Consider the following 21,228-nt stretch of genomic DNA (forward strand, 5'->3'; position numbering starts at 1 on the left):
GGCGTCCCGCCCGTCATGAGTGGACGGGCGGGACGCCCATCCCACAATCTTGTGGAAGTTATTTAATTCTCATTCCTAATTTAAAATTACCAGAAGAGCGATCGCTCTTCAATTCTGTACGATGCTTTGTTTGAGGGCTGCACTGAATGGGAAGTGGTTAAGATTGAGGAGCGATCGGGAATGGTGAAATTGGCTGTTGCCGAATGGGGATCTGAATCACAAACTTAGTGCCTGAGCCAGGTGTAGAAAAACACTTGATTTTACCGCGATGTTTTTCAGTAATGATTTGATAACTAATCGACATCCCCAAACCAGTACCTTTACCGATGGCTTTGGTGGTAAAAAAGGGATCAAAAATGCGCTGCTTCACTGGGTCTAGCATACCGATTCCGTTGTCAGCGATCGCCACCTCCACCCATTGATTGTCAATCGCAGAAGTCCGAATCGTAATCTGGTTCGGGGTGTCTTTAAGCTCCTGATAGGAGCGTTTAGTATTCATCTCATCTAGGGCATCCAGGGCATTGACCAATATATTCATGAATACCTGATTGAGTTGTCCGGGGAAACATTCCACCTTGGGCAAAGTGCCATAGTCTTTGATCGTTACCACGCCTGGACACTCTGGTTTATCTTTGAGCCGGTGCTGCAAAATCAGCAATGTACTTTCAATTCCCTCGTGAATATCAACATCTTTGAAGTCGGCTTCATCCATACGAGAAAAGTTTCGCAACGAGACGACAATACCGCGAATTCGCTCGGTTCCTACCCTGATAGATGAAATTATCTTTTGGATATCTTCAGTGAGGAATTCCAAATCGATTTCCTCTGCCATTGCTTGCACGTCTGGATCGTTGCTGGGATGGCGCTGTTGATAGAGTTCGATCATCTGCAGCAGATTTTGGGTATATTCGTCCAGGTGAGTAAGATTACCGTGGATGAAGTTGACCGGGTTATTGATTTCATGGGCAATTCCCGCAACCAACTGTCCCAAGCTAGACATTTTTTCGCTTTGGATCACTTGCATCTGAGCTTTTTTCAGTTCGTTTAGGGTCGTCTCCAGTTCTTTAGCTTGCGCGGTTGAGGAGATTGCTAGTTCTTCGATCGCAGCAACCTGGGGCAGACTTGTCCAGCAAGCAATTGCCACTCCCACAAATGCCAACGTCATCAACACAATAATCAGCAGATAGGGATTGTTGGTTCCGGCTTCTACCAGCAGCCAGGAGCGAATCAGCCAACTGATCGTCGCTGTACCACAAATCAGCGCAATCAAAATTGCGACCTGAAGCACCACAAAGTATTCATTTTTAGGAGGAGTTACTGGCTTGGTATGGAGTCTATCCCACCACGGTAAATGCAAAAATGGCCAAGGAATCCGCAGAATCGCAGCGTCTATCGCTATCACTGCTAACGGCAACAGCAACCCGATACCAAAGTCCATCCATCCCCAGGCAACGCCACCCACCACCAGGGAAATGAACTCCAGCACCAGTAATGCTAAGGATAGTCGCCCCCAACGCACGACTGGATCGTTGCGCTGCATCCACAGCCCCAAGTGGAACCCCATGATAGAAATGAAAAAACTCACCCCTGACACCACGACAATTCGAGTGGTGTTGCCCCATACTAAAAATCCTAAACTACAGATAAAGGTTAGCAGCAGCGCGGGTTCTAGGGCACCCCGACGGGATACTGCGCCAAACACTGGAGACAACAGCCCATCCTGCGCGAGTTGAAAAAGGATGCGGGGCGTATTGCAAACGCTAGTCGCAGATCCCAACAAACAGCTAGCGGCAACCAGCAATGTGACGATGACAGGGGCAGCGTCTCCCCAGAAAGGCTTGGCAGCAACCAGGAATTTGCCGTACAAATTGCCTTCTAAACCGGCAGCGGTTGCCAACTGCACCAACACTAAAGTGCCACCCACAAACACCAGAGGCATGAACCAGGCAACCCAAGACAGGGCCTTGAGGGTGTCTTTTGGGTGGAGACTGTCTGCTACAAAGGATGAAGCTGTGTCACAGCCATAGAAGCTATAAGCTGCAAACAAGAACCATTTCAGCCAGTCATGGACACTGATGGCATCAATGCTGCTGGGCAAAAGTCCGGGGCTTTGGGGATCCAAGGCAAGCCAGCCTAAACCCTGAACGCAGAAGAGGAGTAAAAAGCCGATCGAAGGAAAGATAAAAAAGAGGTGCAGAATGGCGACGGCACGGGTGCCGCTGAATGCTAAAAAGTAAGATATCGCAGTAAAACCGATCTCAAACACTTTTTCTGGAACATTCAGCCCCATCGGTTCTAAATGAAATTGGATCAAATCTGTGATGACGATCGCATTAATGGCCGGAAAAGAAACCCACCCCAAGTAGTAGGCAATCCCCAAGTAACGGGAAAGGGCAGGGTAACGATGCAGCAGTCGCGTGATGTAATTGGGTGTTCCCCCAGATACATCTGGATATTTCTCGCCCAAACTCTGAACTTGAAGGTTAAACAGAATTCCGACCATCGCACCAGGAATCCAGACCAACAGGGATGCGGAGCCAATTTCTGCTTGCACCGACGGCGCTAAGGTAAACCACATCAGATATCCAACCACACTAAAGCCCCAAGCTTCCGCAGAGGACATGGTGCGCCGGAGGCGATTCAGAAATGGAACGCGATCTATTTCCATAACAAACAGATAGGAGTAATCTTATTGTGATCCAAGTGTAATTGCCACAATCAAGAAAAAGAACAAATACCTAGTGTTTCCTTCTAGGGATAAAAAGTGTGCGATCGATCTAATGTAGCGGTGAAAGATTGAGGCGCAATCAGTTGAGGTTATTAGCGATCGCCTGGGGGGGTGACAACCAGCCTGAAACCCAGAGGTGGTGAGGATTGAGCCAATCCGCCGATCAAAAAAGATAGGCAGCATAATTGTTACACGCTTGCCTATCCCAAAAATAATGATACCAACATTTTACCAGACTCATTTAAAAAAACAACTGACATCAGCTCAGTTTCTTGTAATGACAACTTTGCCCAGGGCGATCCAATCAGAAAAACAAGTGAGATTATAACGACAGGCACGGGTATTTCCTTACCCAATTACAACGGAAAGTCGGCGTAGAAAACTACAAATATTTCTGGATTTACCAAACTTAACTATCTCATTAATTTGGTTCCCCTTAATTACTTATTGGTTGACCACTTATTGCCCCATTGGTACTCGTTTATCAATCGCCATCGACCGCAGTCAATGGGGGTGCATAAATCTCTTTATGGTTAGCCCGATCTGGGAGCGAAGAGCAATTCCATTATACTGGTCACTGTTGCCCAAATTGGGGAACAGTAGCTTCGAGTCACAGACTACCAATTTACAGCAAGTTTTACCATTATTTTCAGAATATAAACTCATCGTTTTAGGATACCGTGAATGCAAGTTCTGTTGATTTGGCAAACTGGCTTAAGGAAAAGGGTGTGTCTTTTTGCTTAAGACTGAAAAAGAATCTTTGTATCGAAACACAACATATAGTTTGGCAACGGTTGGATGAATTAGGAATAGTACCAGGAACGTCTTTATATGTTCAAGGAAAAAAACTGAGGAAAACTCTACCTACTACCGGGTTTGAGCTTGCTTGTAAGTGGAAAAGGAACTATGGGAAATATCAAGTTAAAGAAGCCTGGTTTATTCTCACGGACTTAGGCTCATTGCGAGCAGCGCTCAATGCTTATAAGCAGCGGATGGGCATTGAAGAAATGTTCCGATACTGTAAAACAGGAGGCTACGATCTTGAAGGAACAAGCCTCAAAGGGAACCGACTTATTAACATGATTCTGCTCATGACACTGGCGTACACTTGGGCAATATTTCAAGATAATGAACTGAAAAAAAGCAGGTACAAGAATATGTATCTCGTCACACAGAACCCAAGAAAAAGTATCGCAGACGGAGTACATTTGGTGTTGGATTAGATGGAGAAAAGTGGGTTAATTATCTAGAAAAATATTCTTTGGAGGTGGAACAGTAAACGCAAGTTAACTCCTTCTAAACGCCGCTTTTATCAACAAGGTATGCGGGCTGCAACCCTTATACAGTCTATTTCGTAGACCTCTTTGTCACCCCCCAGAAATTGGCGGAGTCTCAAGAATAACAAACAGTAACAATTAAAAAGATATCCTGGCACCTTAACTCACCCTTTACCCCTTTCTCCTTTCAACCTTAAAAACATCATCAATACTTTTCCCCCCCGTTTTCTCCTCCCACCCCATCGCCATCAAAAAACTCTCAGCAGACGGAGTTTCCACCACATCAACCCCCCATTCTCCCGTTTGCAACGCCTCAGCATCGCTACTCAAAGGAGGAGTCTTCTTCAATCCCGCTAAAATCAAAATATCAGGAAAAGAATCATCGGCTTTCCCCTGACTCATCCGCTTATCCACCAAAGCTTGAGCACAAAATTCTCCCACTTGAGGCGGAGAAAAAGCATCAGTAGAAAATAAAACTTCTACCATCCAATGAGCATGATTTAATTGACGGCACTTAATCTCAGGATGTTGACTTAAACCCTCAGCAAATACCAGAGTTAATTCTTCCCTACTTAAAGTGGAAAAAATACCCTCCGGCATATCAAAATTATGAGAAAGCAACATCCGCCCCGTTCCCGATTCAGTCATACTTTTAGTTACTTAATTTGAGAAATTGCCAACTTAATCACACCTTGAATCGCCGCTTCTGATTCCTTTTCCAATGCAGCTTGTAGCGGTTCGATCGCAGCCCGATCGCCCACTTTCATCAAAGACAAAGCCGCCGCCCTGCGAGTTTCCCCATCACCGCTATCCAGCAACTCAATCAGATTAGGAATAGCCGGTTTATAAGCCAGATTTCCTAAAGCCGCCGCCGCCTCACAGCGCACATCAACATCAACATCCGTGAGAGACTTAACCAAAATCTCGAATAATTCATCCTTCGGTTCTTCCTGTGCAACCTTGGCGATCGCACCCACCACCGCACCGCGCACCACAGGCGAATCAGACGCGATCGCCCGATACAAATACTCCTTCGCCCCCGCCCCAATAAAAGCCAACGCCCAAGCCGCATGACCGATCGTACTCTCAGGCAAATCAGTTGACCCTAAAATATCCAACAAAGCCTGCACAGACGGTTCCCCAATCCTCGCCAACGCCCCAATTGACGAACCCTTAACCACCGTATCCTCATCGTTCAACAAAGCATGAATTAAATGAGGAACCGCAGTCGGATCGGCAATCAAAGTCAGAGTTTTCGCAGCAGCGCGCCGCACAACCGGATTAACATGATTAGCCAAACCATCCAACAAAAAAGGAGTCGCCGCTTCGCCAATTTCCGCCAAAGTTTCCGCGAAACGCAGTCGAGTCATCCCCCGCGTATCTCCCAAACATTCAACCAACCGCTTCAACAGATTGGAATCGTTAGCGTCGAAACTATCTAAATCTATTTGTTCAGTAACTTCCTGAAGAAAAGCATCTGTTTCAGCGTGAGCCAAGAGAATTGGATCTGCCTCCGCTTGAGCATTAGAATTGACCATCACCATCACCTAATTATTAGTAGTTAGAGCCGCCAATTGAGCGCGCAGACTATCCAGTCCAGCATCAATCTTAGCAAGTTCCGGCTCAATTTTAGCCATCGCCGCCTTCGGAGGTAATTTGGCCTTTTGTGCCGCAGTCATCGTTTCATTAACCAAACGTTCGCGATATTTCTCAAATTCAGCAATTACTTCTGCCAATTCTTCAACATTAGTCTCTGGTGAAGTAGCAACAGTTTCCTCATTATCGGATGGATTCAATTCTTCGTTTTCAGACATAGTTTTGATAGTTCAATAATTAGTCCGCGTCTGCGAACTTTGTGTGTAGATGCGATTGCAGTCGTCGGTATATTTTTTGTTTGTGTTACCGCACTTTCACTCACCAGTATATTTTGACTGTGTGTGTAGCTGCGATTGCAATAGACTGGATATTTGTGCTTTAAGGTGACAGCACACCCACCCCAGAAAATCTCAAGCGATTGTGTTCAATCATCTCTTCTAAAGCCGAGTGAGAAATACAACGACGCTCAGAACAGTATGCCATTTGTTTAACCCCATTTACCATCTGCACAGTCATCACCCGTACCCGAAAATGATCGTTAATAAACCAACAGCGTTCCTGTCCTTGATTAGTCTCATATTCCGTCTCAATAGTCAACACCCCATCATCCGCAAAATGGTAAACACCGATGACCGGAATACCTTCAACATAGCCTCGATTTCGCAGAAACTTGCCCGTTCTCGGATTAGTAGGATTAGGCACATCTAAAAGAATAGCAGCATAGTTTTGGTTCGGAACTGTATCATCTAAATTGTCCTGCCACATAAAACTGCATCCCCCACTAACTAAAGCGGGATCGACATTCTGCTCTTGACAAACATCTAAAAGTCTGCGATCGTCTATTGACAAAACTTCAACGATGACATTGGACTCTCCCGACTCATCAGCCGCAGCAGTATCAAAATTATGGACTGTTCGCTGAGTAAACCAAACGCCCTCACTCTTGCGAAAGAAATCCATCATAGTCATAGGTGGTGTTAGCAGCATTTCTGTGTCAACTTAGCGAGAGTAATCAGAGGGATTGAGACAAATCTCAATGAAAAACGGGGATTTAGGCTTTGACCTGAACTTAGCCGAACTGGGAATCAGAGCTGATTTTAGTTAAGAAAAATAAACAAACGTCAGTCTGGAATCCTTCAAATTCTAGGATAAATGACACAGGACAATTTTGAGCAACTCGATCGATAAATTTTCAGAAAAACATAATGTCACCTCGTCAACACTCATCTTTCCTCTCCGAACCCCTTTCTGCAACTGAAATCTTGGCAACCATTCAGCAAGGGAAAAGTCTAGCTCAAAGCAACATCGCGGGAATCAACCTCAGCCAGATGGATTTATCTGGTATTGATTTAAGCGGATCAAACTTGATTGGGGCAAACCTCAGTCAAACCAATCTGCAAGGGGCAAATCTCAAAGGGGTTGATTTACGAAGGGCCAATCTCAGAGATGCCAATTTGAGTGGAGCGAATTTACAAGAAAGCTATCTTTTTCGTGCCGATTTACAGGGCTGTAATTTAGTAGGTGCCCAGCTACAAGAGGCAAAATTAAAACTAGCTCAATATGATGCTCATACCCTTTGGCCAGAGGGTTTTAATTACAAAAATTCGGGAGCAATTGGTCCCCAAGCCAATCTTAGTGGAGCTTTTCTGAATACAGCTTACCTCAGAGGAGCAGATTTACACGGTTGTAACCTGCGAGGTGCTTATCTCAGTGGAGCCGATTTAACTGGGGCCAATTTAGAGGGAGCAGCCTTAAGTGGGGCGAGTCTTCAGAATGCCTTTCTGACTGGTGCTTATTTGCGAAATGCTATCTTAATTGGAGTCGAATTACAAGGAGCGGATTTACGAGGGGCTGACTTAACCGGGGCAAATTTAGAGCAATTAAAGAGTATTGCTGGCGCTGATTTTACCCTAGCACAAGGACTCACCCAAGAGATGAAAGCCATGCTTCGCACTCGCGATCCCAAAGAATTAGGAACTTGGAATGCTTTTACTCGTAACAATACGGCTCAGAGTCTTCGCTCTCAGCTAGGATAAATTTACACTGATTGTTGAACGTCGGGAATTTGGCGTTCTAAATCGAACAGAAAACCGTGAATATATTCCTCAGTCCACTCCTCACCATAGAACCGCATAAACATTCCTCTAGCGGGATCTTTTGCAGCACGATAATTGATATAATTCCGTTGAGCCTGAAGAATCTCAGACAACCTTTCACTATCAGTTATAGGTTGCGCTTGCTCAACCAAATCGAGATAAGCTTGAAGATAATCCTTAAAAGCTTCAAAGACCGTAGTTTGCACAGCCTCTGTTTCCTTCGGACGAGTCCAAAGAAAAGCAGGTGAAAAGAAAGGTTTTGCCTCGTCAGGAAAATCTCCTCCCCAAGGCAAATCCTTTTGATAGTTGTTAAAAATCGGCAAAATTGGATCTGAGTATTGCTTCTGATAAGCAGCATCGTGAAAAAGAGGCTGCATATCTAAAGCAATTAAATGTCCCCCCGGCAAAGTTACTAAGTCCGCCCCAAAAAAAGGCAAATCATAATTTAACTGGGGGAAAATCACAAAATTAAGTACCTGGAGAGCATCACCACCCTCAACATGGGCGGCCCGAATTTGCCGTAATTTTGAGGATTTAAAAGCATGACTTGTCGTCACAACCAACTGCTCTTTTTTCCCCTTTCCAGTTATAGCTTCCTTCCGTTCAAAACCTGCGGGAATGGGATAGGGAGCCAAGTCAAGTCGTGCTTTTAGAAGTGGGATAGCGTAATCTAAGAAAGGCTGATAAAGAGTCATTTTTAACTTATCTTACTCCCGCTGGAACTGCTAAGGGAACAGCATCTTCAAACAAAAACTCGTACAGAAATCTATCTGACCATTCATGCCCAAAGTAGCTGCCGAATAGCCCTGATGCTGGATCGCGTTCCGCACTATACTGATCGTAATCTTTCTGTGCCTTCACAATCCGCTGCATCTCTTCTGGAGTCTTAAGCGGGGAGGCTTGCTCTAGCATTTGCCAATACAACTGGACATATTCTTGATAGGCTGGAAACAAACGAGTTACAACCGTTTCTGCATCAGTTTTAGCAAATAGCAAGTTTTTAGAAAAATACTGGTTCGCATCGTAAAACTTCATTTCTAAGTCTTGCGTTAAATCTTTGTATTTATCCTTAATTGCGCTCATTGGCCCGATATATTTGTCTATATAGGCTCGATCGCGGAATAAAGGTTGAAAATCCAAGACAACCAAGATTTTCTTCTGTCCAAAGGCTAAAAAATCAATTCCTAGCAAAGGCAAATCGTAATTATAATTCGGATAAATGACACTATTGAAAATTTGTGCCGTTTCTCCAGCATCAATGTAGGTGTAACGAATCTTTCGCAATTCGGGACATTGATAGCACCAACTTTGAATCGTGGCAGGATTTTTGCCTCTTTCACTCACCACCGATTCCAACCCAGAGGGAATGGGACGACTCTCTAGAGCAAAACGTCCAAACAGTTCTTTTTCTAAGAATTCCTGAAACGGCTTAAACATAGATTAAAATCTAGCTCCTTCAATCTTTCCCTCAAAACAAGATCATAAGGGATTACCTTAAATCTTGTCTCTGTTTTTGACAAACAAAGTAATATTTCGTTACAAAAATCTGTTGTGTGCTCAGGATTACCCAGAAAAACCCTGTACCAACCCTCATTAAAGGGCTTTATTTGTAATAAATCTTAACCAACCCGTTCATAATTTTAGTCTATCCTAGTAAATTAAGTGAGTGTAATTTAATAAATATGCAATTAAGTGAAAGAGCCAAGCAATTAATTCCCCAAGCGAGAATTGTCAGTTTTGCCACTTGGAAAAACTTATATTCCGATGAAGTAATTGCCATTTTTCAAGATGCTGACAATCAAAGTCGATATCTCACAGATGAGGATTTAGAACGCATTGAAAATCTTCATCCTCATCTTTCTTTAATGCTAGAAAAAGCCAGATTATTGCGAGAGCAAGCTCCTAATATTGTTGCTGATGCGAGGAAAAAGGTATTAGCGGACTTTCCCGATATCACTGAGCCTGGTAATGACCTTTATCCTCCCGAACGTGCTGAAGCCTGTTGGCGAGATTTTTGGCAGTTCCTACGGTGTATCACCTATGGAATTGCAGGTAACAATCCTCAATTTACTAGCCCAGAAGGGCTCAAAAATATGGAGCTACTGTATCAAGAATTGCGGGTTCCTGTTTCGGCGATGCTTTGTGGACTAGAACAGTTGAAAAAAGTTAGCTTGCAGCATTTTAATTCTGAAGACCGGGATTTATTGAGTCTCTCTTTTGACCATTTAATCAGTGGGTTAAAAACTTTTAGTCAAGCTTAATCAACTTCCTTACTATTTATTGTCTAAAGCAGATTTTCTAAAGCAGTAGCAACAACTCGATGATTTGAGTCTTGCCTAAGTTGACCTAAAATTTCCTTAGCCTGCGGAGCATCAAAATTCTGCAAAGCAGATGCGACGTGCTGACGCATACGTTCATACTCAGAATTAGCCAGCATTAATAACTGAGAAAGTGCAGCCTGTTCCTGATTAGTTCCGGCTAATGTACCAAGTGCATCCACAGCGGCTTCCTGGGTGGCCATATCTTCGCCAGCTAAGGCTTCCATACAGACCTCAAAGAGTTCGCTTTCGCACTTCATATCAACCAAAACAGCCAGAATACTACGACGAACTAACCAGTGGTCATCCTGAAAAAAAGTCGAGACTAAATGAGATGCAGCACATCGACCAAAAAGCGAAAGAGAGTTAGCAGCCTCAGCTCGCACATTCGGCGTATTATCAAATTTCATGATTTGGAGCAATGCGGCGAAGGATTCAGCGGTTTGTTGTGTCCCAAATGCTCTGCTGACAAAGGAACGTACTAAGAACTCCGGGTCATCGAGTTTGCCCTTGAGCAAGGGAACGGCAATCTCTGGTTGATAATCCTTGAGAGCCGCAACAGCCTTGAGTCGATACTGAAAATCAGGATTGTTCAGAGACGTTTCGATTTCATGAAGATCCATAACCACAACAAAGTATAATTTTTCTTTATTTTAACCAAAAAGTTCCTAATTATGCAAATAACCAAAGATATTTTAATAATTAATAACCTTGGCGGTTGTTATAGCTAAGCTCTTTGATCGAATCGAGTCTGAAAACAGCCGTACTTGAACCAATATTGCCGCAGTTCATGATGAGGTGTATGCAAACTGGCTTTAGCCTGATAGAGAATCACTTGTCGATGATTTCCCATCCAAAGTCGTTTGGCTGGTTCAACAGAAATTAAACACCCTCCTAGACTGTTAACACATTCCTCAAATCGCTCAACTGCTGGATAGTCTAAAGTTTCAAAAACTAGCAATTGACCGCAAAAAATTAGGTGACGACTTCTGATCCAAGCCTGAATTTTTTTACAAGCTATTGGGGGTAGCATTTTTCAGATCCTCAGCTTGAAAACTGAGTGATTTATTTTTATTTTCAAGTGTTACATAGAAGAAAAAGAGCGAATAATAAACTCGCTCTATAGAAAGCAGGAGATACCAAACTTCAATGAAGACAAAGGTGAAGTCTAGGTAAATTTAGCCAACTTCAGTAATGCTGAGAATTTTTCCTCCCATTTTCTGAATATTTTTAATTTGCTTAGACATTTGAGCATAGCTGACTTCATAGCTGATCTTGCTCACTCTGACCTTAGCACCACCAGACTTAGCAGCAGTAATCCGAAAACGTTTACCAGTTGTGCTAGAGGCTCCACTGTTAGCAACGCTAGAAAGTTTGATTTTCTGAGGCAGATTGCTCGCAACCGTAGCAATTAATTGAGCTTGATTACTGCTATCGCTAGTAGCTGATCCTCCCAGCAAAGAAAGCATCCGATTAAACCCGACATTCTTGATACCAGTTTGGCTGCGAATGCTCCGAGGATAAGGTACAATATTCTCACCAAAGTTCTGGGTATACTCGTCACTATCGATATAAGAATCGATTTCGGCTTCATAGCCTTGACCGTTACAAATTTGGACGTGATCAGAAATCTCCTTCTGTTCTAAAGGAGCGCGACCCAGTAAATGCTTGCAGTTTAACTCGATGAACCGATAGGCAGAATTGGTGTTAAAAAATAGAGACTGATACAGGTCTGATTTTGCCACTTGTCTGACAAATTCACGCACCGTAATATCACCATTGCGAAGCAAAGATTCAGCACTGGTGAGACGCTGACTTTCCATCAGGTGAGCATTTCCTAACACCTGTCGGTAAGCAGCACGAATGACGACTTGTAAATCGTCTTCCGTTGCATTGGATCGCAGTTCTACTGGGTCACTGACGAAAGCTGCTGTTAAACTGGACATTATTTTTTCCTAAAGTTAATTAAAGTTTGATTGAGAGTGTAAAAAAAAGTTACTGTTGGTTGAAATAGCTTGACAGAGGCGAACACATCTTTTATATTTAGGCACTGAAAAACTATCTGTTTCTATCGTTATCGCTTTCAGAATTGCGAGGGTGATAAGATAAAAATCGCGATTGTTTCCGAGAGGGTAGAGAAGCAAATCTTTACTTCTCTACCCGCTAATCACTCTATGCCTCAAGCAACTTCTGTGATGCTGACAATTTTGCCACCTGCACGATGAATGCGCTGAATTTGCGGAGTCATATTCGCACCGGATACAAGATATTCAGTGTTACTTAGTCGGCGAGGACTGTCAAATTTAGACCCCTTGACTAAAATCTTGAATGTCTTTTCGGTAGCATCTTTGTAAGCACTGAGCCGACCGCCTGTTGTTGGTAAAGTAATCTTGTTACCGCTATTGCCAGCCACAAAATCTACTAAGCGAGAAGCGGTAAAAGCACTATCAACTCCTGCATAACCTTGATACAGGGAAAGGGTACGATTGTAGCCGACTTGCTTTTGTCCGACTTGACTTTTTGCCCCTTGATAATAAGGGACTGTATTCTCGCCAAATTTTTCTTGATATTCTGGACTATCGAGATAAGAATCAATTTCTGCCTCGTAGCCTTCTTGCGTACACCGACAAATATGCTCAGAAAGTTCTTCTTGAGCTAAAGGAGCGCGACCCAACAAATGTTTGAAGTTTAGCTCGACAAAGCGGTATGGAGCGCAGGATTCAAAATACCGACTGCGATAAAAGTCAGATTTAGCCACAGCGCGGACAAATTCTCGTACCGTTATCGTGCCATCGCACAACTTGGATTCTGCAATCGTCAGGCGTTCACTTTCCATGACATGGGGATTGCCCAATACTTGCTTGTAAACAGCGCGAATTACCGCCTGTTTATCATCGGAGCTGCTGGTAGGCCAAAGTTCTACTGGCGCATCTAAAACGACACTCATTGACTTTCTCCTAAGAATAAATAACGCTTCAAAACAGAGAATTAGGGATTGTGAAAGACACGCTCAGGGAGATAATTCCCCAAGTCGTTAAGGCAGAAGTTTGAGCGGTTGTTAGTTGACAGCAGTGATGCTGGAAATTACGCCGCCTTGTTTGTGGATGCGTTGATATTCTTGCGAGAGCCTATCAAATGGTACGAGATAGGCTTGATTGCTAGAGCGAAATTTAGAGACTCGGTTCATCACAGTCGTTGCTGAAGAACGATATCCAGTCACAGTAATGCGATAAACTTTGCCTTCTGCTGAGGCACCTAATCCAGCACGAGTACGTGAATTGATACCAGACTCTTGGAAGGCCCAACCATCTCCAACTGCACCACCTGAAGGGGGAACTATGGGTAGGGGGGTTTGCTGAATCACGAATTTATTCAGAACAGGGGTTTTTCCAGAAAGACTGCCCTTGAGGTCGCTACTGGAAGCTCCCCGCAAGAGAGCAAACATATGAGTAAACCCAACCATGTTTTGTCCTGGCTGGGTTTTGTAGCCTCGGAAATAGGGAACGATATTTTCCCCGTAGGCAGTTTGGTATTCATCGCTGTCGAGGTAAGAATCAATTTCTGCCTCGAAGCCTTCAGTATCTAGAATGGTGCTGTGTCCTCTCATTTCTTCTAAGCCATCAGGAGCCCGACCTAAAAGATGTTTGAAATTGAGTTCAATAAACCGATAGCGAGGACAAGTATCGAAAAAGCGAGAGCGGTAAGCGTCTGATTTTGCCAGAGCGCGGACAAATTCGCGCACACTGAATTCACCACTTTTGAATTGGGATTCAGGAATTGTCGCTCGTTCACTTTCCATGACGTAAGCATTACCCAAAACTTGCCGATAAACGGCACGAATGATGGTTTCTACTTCTTCTTGTGAACGTCCTGGAATTAGTTCTAAACGGGGTGTTTCTTCAAATAAACTGACTCCAAGTCGAGATGCAGGTCCAAAAACCATTGAAAAAATCTCCACAATTGTATTACATGAGAAACTACCATACTTAGAGGTTATATTAAAAAACTTTACATAACTTAACATAAAATCTGCTCAGGGAGCTTGTTTGTAGTACACAAAGAGGTTGAGAGCTTGTTATGACTCTTTTATTGCAATATTTTCCCTGTAATACGCCATGAATATTTGTAATATAGGGCGAATGTGAGTTGAAATTATTACGCGGATAAGTTATACGATGTGAGGTAACTCAGTGGCAAAACTTTGACGCTTTTCAAACTGTAGAGAGCCAAAAGCCGACCCCCAAACCTGTTGATGGGTATTTACATCCAGACCTCGATCGAGGCTACTCCAAGTTGTTTCTGTAATTTCGACATCACTGACTAGGTAGGTGGAACAACCTCTTTTTTCGATGAGACAAAGGTTTCCTGGTTCCACACCGCCTCGAAACATTTCGCCGTCTCGTTTAAAAATCATGGAACAGTTATAGCGTCGTTGCAGACTATCTGGTTTAATAGTTTTGAGAATGCTTAATTCTCGTGCGGCTCCGGCATACTGTATGGGGTCTTGGAGGCTATAATTTTCAATATAAATCTGATCCCCCTGGTCAATTAAGCGATGAACTCCCTGACGATAGGGAGTCCACAGATCGTGGTCGTAAACCTGTTCAGAGTAAAAGCCAATGGCATTGAAAAAGTCAAAGGGTAAGGGACGAAAAAATATCCGAATATGGGCAAATTGTTGTGGGTTATCAAAGGATTGCTGATAGTTACTGAAATCCCCAGCCATCCACTGAGCTAAAGTGATTAAATCATTGCTTTTAACGGAATTCATAAGCCAAGAAGAAGGTAGAAGAAAGTTTATCAAGAGCAATTAGCAATTCACTAATTCCCTGACAGCGAACGAATCTCTGAGGAAAATGATGCCGTTACTACCCCACTTCCTCCACTGGTTTTAATTAGGGAAACACGAAACCGTAAATTAGGATTAGCAAACCAGATTTTTTCTTCGGCGGCGGCGTGTTCGTAGCTAGTCAACAGAACAAAAGTTCCATCCTCTGTGATGTGATAGTCACCTGCTGCGGCAATAGTTTCAGCATAACCTTGATCGCGTAATAACTTACCCTGGTTAGGTACATTTGGATCTGGGATTGGTACCAGAATACAACTCCCCTTAACCTCAGAATTCTCATCCCAATCTGACTCACCCTCCCAACTCATTTGAAAAGGCATTACGGCTTGGGATGGGTCAACATTATACAATTGACAGAGTTCCATTACTGCCCGATCGTCCGGTGAGATAGCAACGATATCAATGACTGACTGCACAGCTTCAAAGTGTCTGAAAGTCAAATGATGGGCGCTGCGCTGCGATCGCCACCGTCCTAGAGAATTTTCAACAAACTGCTTAATATTGTTCATGGAAAACATTGTACAGGGGCAAGAGCCAAAATATTCTGGTCTTCAGAACTCCACTTTTTGGGCCCCTGTCCACGAAAAAAAGTGCTTTTAGCCACAAAAGTAACAAATTGTTACTTTGTTTCTCAGGAATGAGACAGAGGCAACACCCCACAGATATATTCAAAACCATTAAGTTAGTCACCCAGTTGACCAACTCAGATCAGAAATAATTTTTCTAAGTTAAGGAGAACTCAATGCTTGACGCTTTTTCAAGAGCTGTAGTTGCAGCCGATGCCAGCACCTCCACCGTCGGTGATATTAGTGCCCTGAGAGCTTTCGTTGCCAACGGCAACCGACGCTTGGATGCTGTAAACGCGATCGCCAGCAATGCTAGCTGCATGGTTTCTGATGCTGTTGCCGGTATGATCTGCGAAAACCAAGGCTTGATTCAAGCTGGTGGTAACTGCTATCCTAACCGCCGCATGGCTGCTTGCTTGCGCGATGCAGAAATCATTCTGCGCTATGTCACCTATGCTTTGTTGGCTGGTGATGCTTCTGTTCTTGATGACCGTTGCTTGAATGGTTTGAAAGAAACCTACGCAGCTTTGGGCGTGCCCACCACCTCCACCGTGCGTGCCGTTCAAATCATGAAGGCTCAAGCCGCTGCTCACATCCAAGACAATCCTAGCGAAAAATTTGCTGGTGCTAAGCTCCGCAAAATGGGCAGTCCTGTAGTAGAAGATCGTTGTGCTAGCCTCGTTGCTGAAGCTTCCAGCTACTTCGATCGCATCATTTCTGCACTGAGCTAGTCAGTTGCTAATCGCAATTCGCTCAGCAAAATTGAAACTACGCTCACTGTCGTCAAAATCACTTTAGGAGTTTTAGGAAATGAAATCAGTTCTCACCACCGCTATTGCCTCTGCTGATGCAGCAGGCCGCTTCCCTAGCACCTCAGATTTAGAATCAGTTCAAGGTTCTATCCAACGCTCTGCTGCTCGTTTAGAAGCTGCAGAAAAATTAGGCACCAACCTCGACGCAGTTGCTAAAGAAGCTTATGATGCTTGCATCAAAAAGTATCCTTACTTGAACGAATCCGGTCAAGCTAACTCCACCGATACTTTCAAAGCAAAATGCCATCGTGACATCAAGCACTACCTGCGCTTGGTCCAATATTGCTTAGTTGTTGGCGGCACAGGCCCTCTTGACGAATGGGGTATTGCTGGTCAACGCGAAGTTTATCGCGCTTTGGGCTTGCCTACTGCTCCTTACGTTGAAGCATTAAGCTTTGCTCGCAATCGCGGTTGTGCTCCTCGCGATATGTCCGCTCAAGCTTTGACTGAGTACAATGCTCTTCTCGACTACGCGATCAACTCCCTGTCCTAATTAATTGGCAGGTTTGTAATGTCGTGACTGGGTAGTTTCTACCCGACAAGTCTAGGAACTCTTGGCTCGTTGCTTTACCGATTTTGGTGAGGTAAGGGTAAAGAATTCCTAGGCTTGTTATTGTGTTTTAATAGGCATATCCTGTTTCTTAGGTAAATTAAATGTTTCTGGGCATAGGGCATCGGGCATAGGGCATCGGGCATAGTTTCTACCCTCAACATCTGACTCATATGGAATCCTCTCTTCATCGGAATTATTCCTCTCTCTCTATTCTCGGACTCTGTGTTCTCTGCGTTCTCTGCGGTTAAATCATAATCCGTGTAGTGCCTTTCTTCTTCTATAGTGATTGCAGCTAATTTTATGGATAAACGCTTTTTTAGTTTTTTTAATTTAACAGAAGACCAGGCGATCGCCCTTTTAGATACGCCTCAAGCCCAAATCGGTGAAGAGGATTCCCGCTACATAGCTGCTTCCCACTTGATCAATTTCTCAAGTGATCGATCGATCGCAGCACTGATGCGAGCAGTACAACAAACCGATCCGGTGCTGGAAAATCGGATTGTGCGCCGCAAATCGGTGGAAACCTTGGGAAGACTGCAAGCTGTGCAAGCATTGCCCGTGATTCGCACCTGTCTGGCCGATGATGACTGCTACACGGTGGAAAATGCCGTTTGGGCGATCGGCGAAATTGGCACTCAAGATGCCGATATTTTAGCAGAAGTTGCTCAATTGCTCGACAAACCGGGACAAACCTACCGGGTAATTATCCACACCCTAACTAAATTAGATTATCAGCCAGCCGTAGCCAGAATTCGCAGATTTGTCGATGATATTGACCCGCCGACTGCTAGTGCTGCGATCGCCGCAATTTGTCGCTTAACCAGAGACTTTTCTCAAATGGGAAAAGTTGTCGCGATGTTGCAACACAAAAATGTCCTGGGGCGCAGATTATCTATTCAGGATTTGATAGATGCGCGTTACTACGATGCAATTCCAAATATTGCCAGATGTCCGGTATCTTTAGTCTTTAGACTCAGAGGAATTAGGATGTTAGCAGAAGCAGGAATTGCTGAGAAAATCCTGACATTTGCTAACATTAAACCCCATTTGGAACAAACATTAAGAGACTATCCAGCAGATTTAGATTTAATACATAGTTATGAAAAATTACCCGACTTACCGTTTTTGATTCGCCAATTATACGAAACAGATTTTGGACGTTGCTATCTAGCAGCTAAAACTATACTAGAAAATTACTCAGAGGATGCACCAGCCGCCCTGTTTGCTACCTTTGCTGAAGAAGCAAATAATGACTATGGAGCGCATTTTCATGTGGTAAAATTGTTTGGTTGGTTAAAACATTCTCCCGCCTACGATTTGTTATTGGAAGCTTTGCATCACTCCCAACCCCAGTTTCAGAAATCCCGTGCAGCGGCGGCGATCGCCCTGGGGGAACTGGGAGAACAACGTGCTATTCCCGAATTGAAAATCTGTCTGGAAACTAAAATCTGGGATTTGAAGTATGCTGCATTAATGGCACTAGAAAAACTTGGTGATGTCAGCGGTTATGAAATTGCTGCGGCCGACCAAGATTGGTTGGTTCGAGCTAAAGTAGATGCTCATACTTGTGTAACATCCGAACTATCTTAATTTAGGACGGGAGGCAGAAACCGGGTTTTTTTACGACAATATTGTATCCCTGCCTTTAATACTGGTAAAAAACCCGGTTTCTTTGATATTTATGCGCCCAGGATTGTTAATTCAGCTTAATCAAAACACCTAAAACCCCAAAAACCATGACAACAGATGCTTTGTTTGAACAACTAAAACACCCGAACCCTCATCTGCGCGATCGGGCAATGTTTGAAATTGCCGATTCCCGCGATGAAAATACAATTTCTCGACTGGTGGGCATTTTAGATGAAGAAGATGTCACCTATCGTCGGGCGGCGGTAAAAGCCTTGGGCGTGATTGGTGAAGATGCCGTGCCATCGGTGGTGGACGCATTGTTAAACAGTGATAATGTGACTGTGCGAGGGAGTGCGGCGAAGGTATTGGCACAAATTGCGATTAATTATCCAGAGTTGCCGTTTCCTGAAGCGGGCTTGCAGGGATTAAAAAAGGCGATCGAAGATCCGAATCCTGTGGTTAATATTGCTTCTGTGATGGCCTTGGGGCAGATGGGTTCGTCTGCTTTTGAGATTTTGGTGGAGTCGCTGAATACAACGGATAATGTGGCGGTACAAGTGGCGATCGTGAATGCTCTTGCTTCTGTGGGCGATAGCCGTTGTGTAGAAGTTCTGACCACATTTGCGAATGATGAATCGGTGGATTCTTATGTGCGGGAATCAGCGACAAGTTCTTTATCGCGGTTGGATTTGGTGATGAATTACAAGCGTGCAGATAGTTAGATATAGTGACATTTTTAGCACGACTCTCGATCGCACACAGCACTTGCAGCCAACGCGAGCGCGGTTAGAGTTGACGCAATCTGTCGAGCTTTTTTAACTGTTGTGACTGTTCTTGCAATCGAGTTTCGAGCTTCTGACACACAAGTTCGCATATATTCAAAATCATCGGGTCAGTGATTTGATAGTAAACACTGACTCCCTGCGGTTGCTGTTGAACGATGCCTGCCGGGGTCAAAATCTTGAGGTGCTGGGAAACATTGGCTTGCCCCAGCCCTGTTTCCTCAATGATTTTAGTGACATTTTTTATCATGTTCGGCTAATCACTTGTCTTTGTTCACGCTCGTGTCGCAATCTCAGATGGTGGCGATTGCTTCCCTTCACTGCGTTGGGCTGGGTGCGGACAAATTATAACTAAGGATCGCGAATTAAATAACTTACAATTTTAATTGTTATTGTGGGATGGGCGTCCCGCCCGTCATGAGTGGACGGGCGGGACGCCCATCCCACTTTCCTTGCGGAATTTATTTAATTCGCGATCCTAAGTACGATCGCTCTTTTAGTCTTTACCCTTAATTATTCTAGTTTCTATAGTTGCTATAATAGCAGCGAATACTAACCAGACTGCAACTCATGCTAAAAACCATCGAAGGTATTTGCATCGCTTGCCAAACCCTCCTATGATGGTTCATCATAATCTTGATGATTGTTTCGTTTCATTCTCATAACTAAGCTAATATGCGATCGCTTGTACTAACTCTAGCTCTCATATGTTTAGCCACCCCCGCTGTTGCCACAACCTGCGAGGAAAGCTTTCAAAAAAAGGGGGACTTTTTGAATGGTTCCGCCTTTTCTGCACGTGTTCAGGTTGAGGGGTTATCGATAGAGAGAGCATTTTCCCAATTACGACCAATTTTGGCGCGCGAGGGCATCAAGACTCTCAGCACGGATCTGAACTTAGGTGTCATGAAAGCCGAAAATCCCGCAACAGCATTTCAGCGGGCTTTGCCGATCGATGTTTTTGCCTCAGCCGACGGAAATCTATTAAATGTCGAAATGATTTTTACTCTTCCCAGTGGCGTGACTGCAAGTAGGGACACCGTGAAGGGATACTTGTGTGGTGCACTAAATCAATTGTTGCCCCAAACTACAAAGTAATATCTAATCATTCATTTGATGAATTGTAGTTTCCAACACTCGATCGCAATACCCAATACTTCAAAATTAACTGTGGTCGATCGCGCGCTCAATGAGCGTGCTCCATCGTTGCTTGCAGCTATTGGATCGCCCTTTTAGTTTCTAGGACTTCGGTATTCAAGATGATGTTAGTAAAGCATTGATATAGCCTTTCTCAGAAAGATTCGCGGACGTAGTTGGGCCCCGGCCCTATACGTTTCAGTGGTTATATAAGCTGTCATTCATACCTCATCTTTCGCTCGAACCGCTATATGTCGCCGCACGAGGTATTGTTGTTGCTCTGCACAGAACTGCTCGGGACAGATCACCACACCAGTGCCAATGCCATCGACTACTGTTGTAATATTACCTTCAGTGGCTGACCTATTTTGCATACCCACGGAGTTTGCTATGATTCGCCCGATCGCGCCCGATGACACGACTGCATTAATCGCCTTAGTTGAGGCAATTGGATTCGAGCCACACGAGACCGAAGAACTCGCCCTCATGCTGGCAGACTACTTCGACGGCGAAAATAGCCAAGACATCTGGCTCACCGACGATGACGGCGGGCTGGTGGGGGTCGCGTATGTTGCGCCGGAACGAATGACCCAGGGGACGTGGAATCTATATCTAATTGCCGTCTGTCCAGATCGTCAGCAGCAAGGACGCGGTACGGCACTGCTAACCCACGTCGAACAGATGTTGGCCCAGCGGGGCGAGCGCGTGCTGCTCGTGGAAACATCGGGACTGGAGAGCTTCGAGTACGTTCGATCGTTCTATCGCAAGAGCGGTTACGACGAGGAAGCAAGAATCCGCGAGTTCTACAAGGCGGGCGAGGACAAGATCGTTTTCCGCAAGGCTCTGAACGCTCTGGGGAAATAAGCCTGCGTATTGAGCTCTTAGGTA

Annotated in this window: 25 protein-coding genes; 9 read left to right on the plus strand and 16 right to left on the minus strand. The window is 44.4% G+C overall.

Annotated elements, in window-relative coordinates; genetic code table 11:
- Window positions 1-157: 157 nt before the first annotated feature.
- Complete coding sequence (locus QUA88_RS22415; protein WP_333273901.1) at window positions 158-2,668, minus strand: ATP-binding protein; 2,511 nt, start codon at window positions 2,666-2,668, stop codon at window positions 158-160.
- A 740-nt stretch (window positions 2,669-3,408) separates the two neighbouring features.
- Here QUA88_RS22415 and QUA88_RS22420 point away from each other — a divergent pair.
- Window positions 3,409-3,951, plus strand: coding sequence for a transposase (locus QUA88_RS22420; RefSeq protein ID WP_333208003.1), 543 nt, complete (start codon window positions 3,409-3,411; stop codon window positions 3,949-3,951).
- 225 nt (window positions 3,952-4,176) lie between these two features.
- On the opposite strand, the gene QUA88_RS22425 is transcribed toward QUA88_RS22420, so the two are convergent.
- The 4 genes from QUA88_RS22425 to QUA88_RS22440 form a co-directional block, all read right to left on the minus strand.
- A complete protein-coding gene (locus tag QUA88_RS22425; RefSeq protein WP_333208001.1) occupies window positions 4,177-4,653 on the minus strand; it encodes a DUF2656 domain-containing protein in 477 nt (158 codons plus the stop codon).
- A gap of 8 nt (window positions 4,654-4,661) precedes the next feature.
- Complete coding sequence (locus QUA88_RS22430) at window positions 4,662-5,543, minus strand: HEAT repeat domain-containing protein (protein WP_333273906.1); 882 nt, start codon at window positions 5,541-5,543, stop codon at window positions 4,662-4,664.
- Window positions 5,544-5,552: 9 nt separating this feature from the next.
- Window positions 5,553-5,819, minus strand: coding sequence for a hypothetical protein (locus tag QUA88_RS22435; RefSeq protein WP_333207998.1), 267 nt, complete (start codon window positions 5,817-5,819; stop codon window positions 5,553-5,555).
- Window positions 5,820-5,979: 160 nt separating this feature from the next.
- A complete protein-coding gene (locus tag QUA88_RS22440; protein WP_333207996.1) occupies window positions 5,980-6,564 on the minus strand; it encodes a phycobiliprotein lyase in 585 nt (194 codons plus the stop codon).
- A 242-nt stretch (window positions 6,565-6,806) separates the two neighbouring features.
- Here QUA88_RS22440 and QUA88_RS22445 point away from each other — a divergent pair, with 242 nt between their 5' ends.
- Window positions 6,807-7,637, plus strand: a complete 831-nt coding sequence (locus tag QUA88_RS22445; RefSeq protein WP_333207995.1) for a pentapeptide repeat-containing protein — start codon at window positions 6,807-6,809, stop codon at window positions 7,635-7,637.
- Window positions 7,638-7,639: 2 nt separating this feature from the next.
- On the opposite strand, the gene QUA88_RS22450 is transcribed toward QUA88_RS22445, so the two are convergent.
- Both QUA88_RS22450 and QUA88_RS22455 read right to left on the minus strand, forming a co-directional pair.
- A complete protein-coding gene (locus tag QUA88_RS22450; RefSeq protein WP_333207993.1) occupies window positions 7,640-8,392 on the minus strand; it encodes a phycoerythrobilin:ferredoxin oxidoreductase in 753 nt (250 codons plus the stop codon).
- 7 nt (window positions 8,393-8,399) lie between these two features.
- A complete protein-coding gene (locus tag QUA88_RS22455) occupies window positions 8,400-9,134 on the minus strand; it encodes a 15,16-dihydrobiliverdin:ferredoxin oxidoreductase (RefSeq protein ID WP_333273909.1) in 735 nt (244 codons plus the stop codon).
- A 245-nt stretch (window positions 9,135-9,379) separates the two neighbouring features.
- Between QUA88_RS22455 and QUA88_RS22460 the strand changes: the two genes are divergently transcribed.
- A complete protein-coding gene (locus QUA88_RS22460) occupies window positions 9,380-9,958 on the plus strand; it encodes a phycobilisome protein (protein WP_333273912.1) in 579 nt (192 codons plus the stop codon).
- A 23-nt stretch (window positions 9,959-9,981) separates the two neighbouring features.
- Here the strand turns inward: QUA88_RS22460 and QUA88_RS22465 are convergent, their stop codons facing one another.
- The 7 genes from QUA88_RS22465 to QUA88_RS22495 form a co-directional block, all read right to left on the minus strand.
- The gene (locus QUA88_RS22465; RefSeq protein ID WP_333273914.1) at window positions 9,982-10,638 is read right to left on the minus strand and encodes a HEAT repeat domain-containing protein; all 657 of its coding nucleotides are present in this window, start codon (window positions 10,636-10,638) and stop codon (window positions 9,982-9,984) included.
- Between the two features lie 104 nt (window positions 10,639-10,742).
- Window positions 10,743-11,048, minus strand: a complete 306-nt coding sequence (locus QUA88_RS22470) for a hypothetical protein (RefSeq protein ID WP_015174910.1) — start codon at window positions 11,046-11,048, stop codon at window positions 10,743-10,745.
- A 145-nt stretch (window positions 11,049-11,193) separates the two neighbouring features.
- Window positions 11,194-11,961 (minus strand): phycobilisome rod-core linker polypeptide, encoded by a 768-nt coding sequence (locus QUA88_RS22475; RefSeq protein WP_333273917.1) that lies wholly within the window; start codon window positions 11,959-11,961, stop codon window positions 11,194-11,196.
- Between the two features lie 233 nt (window positions 11,962-12,194).
- On the minus strand, window positions 12,195-12,962 hold the full coding sequence (locus QUA88_RS22480; protein WP_333273919.1) for a phycobilisome rod-core linker polypeptide: 768 nt from the start codon (window positions 12,960-12,962) through the stop codon (window positions 12,195-12,197).
- A gap of 111 nt (window positions 12,963-13,073) precedes the next feature.
- The gene (locus tag QUA88_RS22485; RefSeq protein WP_333273922.1) at window positions 13,074-13,958 is read right to left on the minus strand and encodes a phycobilisome linker polypeptide; all 885 of its coding nucleotides are present in this window, start codon (window positions 13,956-13,958) and stop codon (window positions 13,074-13,076) included.
- 225 nt (window positions 13,959-14,183) lie between these two features.
- Window positions 14,184-14,786, minus strand: a complete 603-nt coding sequence (locus QUA88_RS22490) for a chromophore lyase CpcT/CpeT (RefSeq protein WP_333273925.1) — start codon at window positions 14,784-14,786, stop codon at window positions 14,184-14,186.
- Window positions 14,787-14,836: 50 nt separating this feature from the next.
- On the minus strand, window positions 14,837-15,373 hold the full coding sequence (locus tag QUA88_RS22495) for a phycobiliprotein lyase (protein ID WP_333273928.1): 537 nt from the start codon (window positions 15,371-15,373) through the stop codon (window positions 14,837-14,839).
- Between the two features lie 233 nt (window positions 15,374-15,606).
- On the opposite strand from QUA88_RS22495, the gene cpeB reads away from it, so the two are divergent.
- The 4 genes from cpeB to QUA88_RS22515 all read left to right on the plus strand — a co-directional run bounded on the left by cpeB (window position 15,607) and on the right by QUA88_RS22515 (window position 19,146).
- Window positions 15,607-16,161: a C-phycoerythrin subunit beta gene (gene cpeB / locus QUA88_RS22500; protein ID WP_333067110.1), complete on the plus strand. Its 555-nt coding sequence runs from the start codon at window positions 15,607-15,609 to the stop codon at window positions 16,159-16,161.
- Between the two features lie 79 nt (window positions 16,162-16,240).
- Window positions 16,241-16,735, plus strand: a complete 495-nt coding sequence (locus QUA88_RS22505; RefSeq protein WP_333159034.1) for a bleomycin hydrolase — start codon at window positions 16,241-16,243, stop codon at window positions 16,733-16,735.
- A gap of 360 nt (window positions 16,736-17,095) precedes the next feature.
- On the plus strand, window positions 17,096-18,385 hold the full coding sequence (locus QUA88_RS22510) for a HEAT repeat domain-containing protein (RefSeq protein WP_333273932.1): 1,290 nt from the start codon (window positions 17,096-17,098) through the stop codon (window positions 18,383-18,385).
- Between the two features lie 146 nt (window positions 18,386-18,531).
- Window positions 18,532-19,146, plus strand: a complete 615-nt coding sequence (locus QUA88_RS22515) for a HEAT repeat domain-containing protein (RefSeq protein ID WP_333207974.1) — start codon at window positions 18,532-18,534, stop codon at window positions 19,144-19,146.
- A 64-nt stretch (window positions 19,147-19,210) separates the two neighbouring features.
- On the opposite strand, the gene QUA88_RS22520 is transcribed toward QUA88_RS22515, so the two are convergent.
- Window positions 19,211-19,456 carry an ArsR family transcriptional regulator gene (locus QUA88_RS22520; RefSeq protein ID WP_333207972.1) on the minus strand — a complete coding sequence of 82 codons (246 nt, stop codon included), beginning with the start codon at window positions 19,454-19,456 and terminating at the stop codon, window positions 19,211-19,213.
- Window positions 19,457-19,881: 425 nt separating this feature from the next.
- Here QUA88_RS22520 and QUA88_RS22525 point away from each other — a divergent pair, with 425 nt between their 5' ends.
- The gene (locus tag QUA88_RS22525; protein WP_333207971.1) at window positions 19,882-20,301 is read left to right on the plus strand and encodes a hypothetical protein; all 420 of its coding nucleotides are present in this window, start codon (window positions 19,882-19,884) and stop codon (window positions 20,299-20,301) included.
- Between the two features lie 260 nt (window positions 20,302-20,561).
- On the opposite strand, the gene QUA88_RS22530 is transcribed toward QUA88_RS22525, so the two are convergent.
- Entirely contained in the window at window positions 20,562-20,714 is a 153-nt protein-coding gene (locus tag QUA88_RS22530) for a hypothetical protein (protein ID WP_333207970.1), read from the minus strand.
- A gap of 16 nt (window positions 20,715-20,730) precedes the next feature.
- Here QUA88_RS22530 and QUA88_RS22535 point away from each other — a divergent pair, with 16 nt between their 5' ends.
- Window positions 20,731-21,204, plus strand: a complete 474-nt coding sequence (locus QUA88_RS22535) for a GNAT family N-acetyltransferase (RefSeq protein ID WP_333207968.1) — start codon at window positions 20,731-20,733, stop codon at window positions 21,202-21,204.
- The last annotated feature ends 24 nt before the right edge of the window (window positions 21,205-21,228 follow it).

This window comes from Microcoleus sp. D3_18_C2 (assembly GCF_036702395.1).
Classification (GTDB): domain Bacteria; phylum Cyanobacteriota; class Cyanobacteriia; order Cyanobacteriales; family Microcoleaceae; genus Microcoleus.

Excerpts from the sequence above, each read along its gene's own strand:
- QUA88_RS22415 (WP_333273901.1), bottom strand. The coding sequence starts at position 2,668 with ATGGAAATAGATCGCGTTCCATTTCTGAATCGCCTCCGGCGCACCATG.
- QUA88_RS22425 (WP_333208001.1), bottom strand. The coding sequence starts at position 4,653 with ATGACTGAATCGGGAACGGGGCGGATGTTGCTTTCTCATAATTTTGAT.
- QUA88_RS22430 (WP_333273906.1), bottom strand. The coding sequence starts at position 5,543 with ATGGTCAATTCTAATGCTCAAGCGGAGGCAGATCCAATTCTCTTGGCT.
- QUA88_RS22435 (WP_333207998.1), bottom strand. The coding sequence starts at position 5,819 with ATGTCTGAAAACGAAGAATTGAATCCATCCGATAATGAGGAAACTGTT.
- QUA88_RS22440 (WP_333207996.1), bottom strand. The coding sequence starts at position 6,564 with ATGATGGATTTCTTTCGCAAGAGTGAGGGCGTTTGGTTTACTCAGCGA.
- QUA88_RS22445 (WP_333207995.1), top strand. The coding sequence starts at position 6,807 with ATGTCACCTCGTCAACACTCATCTTTCCTCTCCGAACCCCTTTCTGCA.
- QUA88_RS22450 (WP_333207993.1), bottom strand. The coding sequence starts at position 8,392 with ATGACTCTTTATCAGCCTTTCTTAGATTACGCTATCCCACTTCTAAAA.
- QUA88_RS22455 (WP_333273909.1), bottom strand. The coding sequence starts at position 9,134 with ATGTTTAAGCCGTTTCAGGAATTCTTAGAAAAAGAACTGTTTGGACGT.
- QUA88_RS22460 (WP_333273912.1), top strand. The coding sequence starts at position 9,380 with ATGCAATTAAGTGAAAGAGCCAAGCAATTAATTCCCCAAGCGAGAATT.
- QUA88_RS22465 (WP_333273914.1), bottom strand. The coding sequence starts at position 10,638 with ATGGATCTTCATGAAATCGAAACGTCTCTGAACAATCCTGATTTTCAG.
- QUA88_RS22470 (WP_015174910.1), bottom strand. The coding sequence starts at position 11,048 with ATGCTACCCCCAATAGCTTGTAAAAAAATTCAGGCTTGGATCAGAAGT.
- QUA88_RS22475 (WP_333273917.1), bottom strand. The coding sequence starts at position 11,961 with ATGTCCAGTTTAACAGCAGCTTTCGTCAGTGACCCAGTAGAACTGCGA.
- QUA88_RS22480 (WP_333273919.1), bottom strand. The coding sequence starts at position 12,962 with ATGAGTGTCGTTTTAGATGCGCCAGTAGAACTTTGGCCTACCAGCAGC.
- QUA88_RS22485 (WP_333273922.1), bottom strand. The coding sequence starts at position 13,958 with ATGGTTTTTGGACCTGCATCTCGACTTGGAGTCAGTTTATTTGAAGAA.
- QUA88_RS22490 (WP_333273925.1), bottom strand. The coding sequence starts at position 14,786 with ATGAATTCCGTTAAAAGCAATGATTTAATCACTTTAGCTCAGTGGATG.
- QUA88_RS22495 (WP_333273928.1), bottom strand. The coding sequence starts at position 15,373 with ATGAACAATATTAAGCAGTTTGTTGAAAATTCTCTAGGACGGTGGCGA.
- cpeB (WP_333067110.1), top strand. The coding sequence starts at position 15,607 with ATGCTTGACGCTTTTTCAAGAGCTGTAGTTGCAGCCGATGCCAGCACC.
- QUA88_RS22505 (WP_333159034.1), top strand. The coding sequence starts at position 16,241 with ATGAAATCAGTTCTCACCACCGCTATTGCCTCTGCTGATGCAGCAGGC.
- QUA88_RS22510 (WP_333273932.1), top strand. The coding sequence starts at position 17,096 with ATGGATAAACGCTTTTTTAGTTTTTTTAATTTAACAGAAGACCAGGCG.
- QUA88_RS22515 (WP_333207974.1), top strand. The coding sequence starts at position 18,532 with ATGACAACAGATGCTTTGTTTGAACAACTAAAACACCCGAACCCTCAT.
- QUA88_RS22520 (WP_333207972.1), bottom strand. The coding sequence starts at position 19,456 with ATGATAAAAAATGTCACTAAAATCATTGAGGAAACAGGGCTGGGGCAA.
- QUA88_RS22525 (WP_333207971.1), top strand. The coding sequence starts at position 19,882 with ATGCGATCGCTTGTACTAACTCTAGCTCTCATATGTTTAGCCACCCCC.
- QUA88_RS22530 (WP_333207970.1), bottom strand. The coding sequence starts at position 20,714 with ATGCAAAATAGGTCAGCCACTGAAGGTAATATTACAACAGTAGTCGAT.
- QUA88_RS22535 (WP_333207968.1), top strand. The coding sequence starts at position 20,731 with ATGATTCGCCCGATCGCGCCCGATGACACGACTGCATTAATCGCCTTA.